Origin of the sequence: Okeania sp. SIO3I5 (assembly GCF_010672085.1) — a bacterium.
Lineage (GTDB): Bacteria > Cyanobacteriota > Cyanobacteriia > Cyanobacteriales > Microcoleaceae > Trichodesmium.
In genome coordinates this window covers 1-1,835 of sequence record NZ_JAAHHT010000177.1, presented here as the reverse complement: position 1 = coordinate 1,835, position 1,835 = coordinate 1, and the positions used below count along the sequence as shown (strand labels likewise).

The window sequence follows — 1,835 nt, the reverse complement described above, 5'->3', positions numbered from 1 at the left end:
TAAGGTAATGGTTGACTAAAATTTAAAATTTAATATTGTCTATTGATCGTATTACATGGGATAGTAAATACAAGTCAATTTTCAACTATAAATTATGGTAAATAAAATTTCTGCTGAAGAATTTTATGATAATTTTGCTCCTAACTATGATGATGTGCTAAAAGACCCAAAGTGTAATGCACAGCACGTCTATGAGGCAGTTAAAATATTCCATCAATATAATTACCATCAAGGTAGTGTTTTAGATATTGGTTGTGGCACAGGTTTTCTGAGTCAATTATTGCAGGGAGATTTTGAATATACAGGTATTGATATTTCAGCTAATATGCTAGAATATGCAACTAAAAGAGGTTATAAAACTATCCATAAACTAATAGAAACGGCTTTACCTGAAATTGATACTCAATCCTACGATTTTGTGTTTTGTTTAAGTTCATTACATTGTGTTGAAGATGCTAAAACAGCAATTGATCATCTTTATCGAATTGCTCGTCAAGCTATTTTTATTAGTATTGATGAAACGACAGAGGAATATATTGAAAATTTTGTTGTGCCAGTTTACGAGCATTCAAAGATTGTAATTGAAAATGCTATTGAAGATTATTTTATATTAGGTTGGACTTCTCCAACTACCGGTATTCCTATTCAAACTCGCATGATTTATATTGAAAAAAAACTAAAGTAAAAGTAATAGATATTTCCAGAAAAAAGAGAGGTAGGGAAGTTGGATGCAACCTCCCTACGGAGCAGGAAGTAAGGAGAAAGGATTAATAGTTTCTGGGCGATAATTGATTTTATTAAAACCTCGCCTTTAAGGGGGCGGGGTATTATTGGAAATGTCTAATAGTTTAAAAATATTTATGTATGTATTAGCTTATTGATAGTATTATACCAGATGGTAAATTTAAGTAAATCTTGAACTAAAAACTATGGTAAATAAAATTTCTGCTACAGAATTTTATGATGATTTGGCAGCCAAATATGATGATTGGCTCACTAATTCTAAGTATAACGTACAACACGTAAATGAAGCAGTTAAAATATTCCAGCGATACAATTACACTCAAGGGAGTGTTTTAGATATGGGTTGTGGAACTGGACTATTAAGTGAATTATTACAGGGAGATTTTGAATATACAGGCATTGATATTTCAGTTAAAATGTTAGATTATGCAGCTAAAAGAGGTTACAGAACTATCAATAAGTCATTTGAAACAGCTTTGCCTGAAATTGATGACAATTCCTACGATTTTATTTTTTGTCTCAGTTCATTAGTGCTATTTAAAGATGCTCAAACGACGATCGAGCAGATGGAACGGATTGCTCGTCAAGCTATTTTAATTAGTCTTGATGAAGTGACAGAGGAATTTATTAAAAATTTTGCTGTGCCAGTTTACGACCATTCAAAAATTACAATTAAAAATGCTACCGAAGATTATTATATAGCAGGTTGGATTTCTAAAACTACAGGAATTCCTATTCAAACTCGCATGATTTTTATTAAGCAAAATAGCTAAATTTAATAATAAATAAGTAGTGATAATTTCTAGTTTATCTCGTGAGAATGAAAAAGGTATACTGAACAATATCACTACTTATAAAAAAAATATCTTTAATTTAACTTTCCTGCCGGGAAGTCCCTTGCTCTCCATCCCCCCTAACCCCCCGTGCATAGGGGGGAAGAGAGCGTCGGGATGAAAGCCAGGGCGAGGATTCGGACACCTTCATAAGCTAAACGTTCATATGCCCAAGACATAAGCTAGGAGCATTTTGTTATTATCAATGTCAACACAGGGGGAGGACATCACCTCTGTCATGCTCCGCGGTCAGGGTTT

At 33.1% G+C, this 1,835-nt stretch carries 2 protein-coding genes; both read left to right on the top strand.

Going from position 1 to position 1,835, the window contains the following annotated elements; all coding sequences use genetic code 11:
• Nucleotides 1-94: 94 nt before the first annotated feature.
• Nucleotides 95-685: a class I SAM-dependent DNA methyltransferase gene (locus F6K40_RS28710; RefSeq protein WP_293140706.1), complete on the top strand. Its 591-nt coding sequence runs from the start codon at nt 95-97 to the stop codon at nt 683-685.
• A 244-nt stretch (nt 686-929) separates the two neighbouring features.
• Nucleotides 930-1,517, top strand: a complete 588-nt coding sequence (locus tag F6K40_RS28705; protein WP_293140704.1) for a class I SAM-dependent DNA methyltransferase — start codon at nt 930-932, stop codon at nt 1,515-1,517.
• Nucleotides 1,518-1,835: the final 318 nt, after the last annotated feature.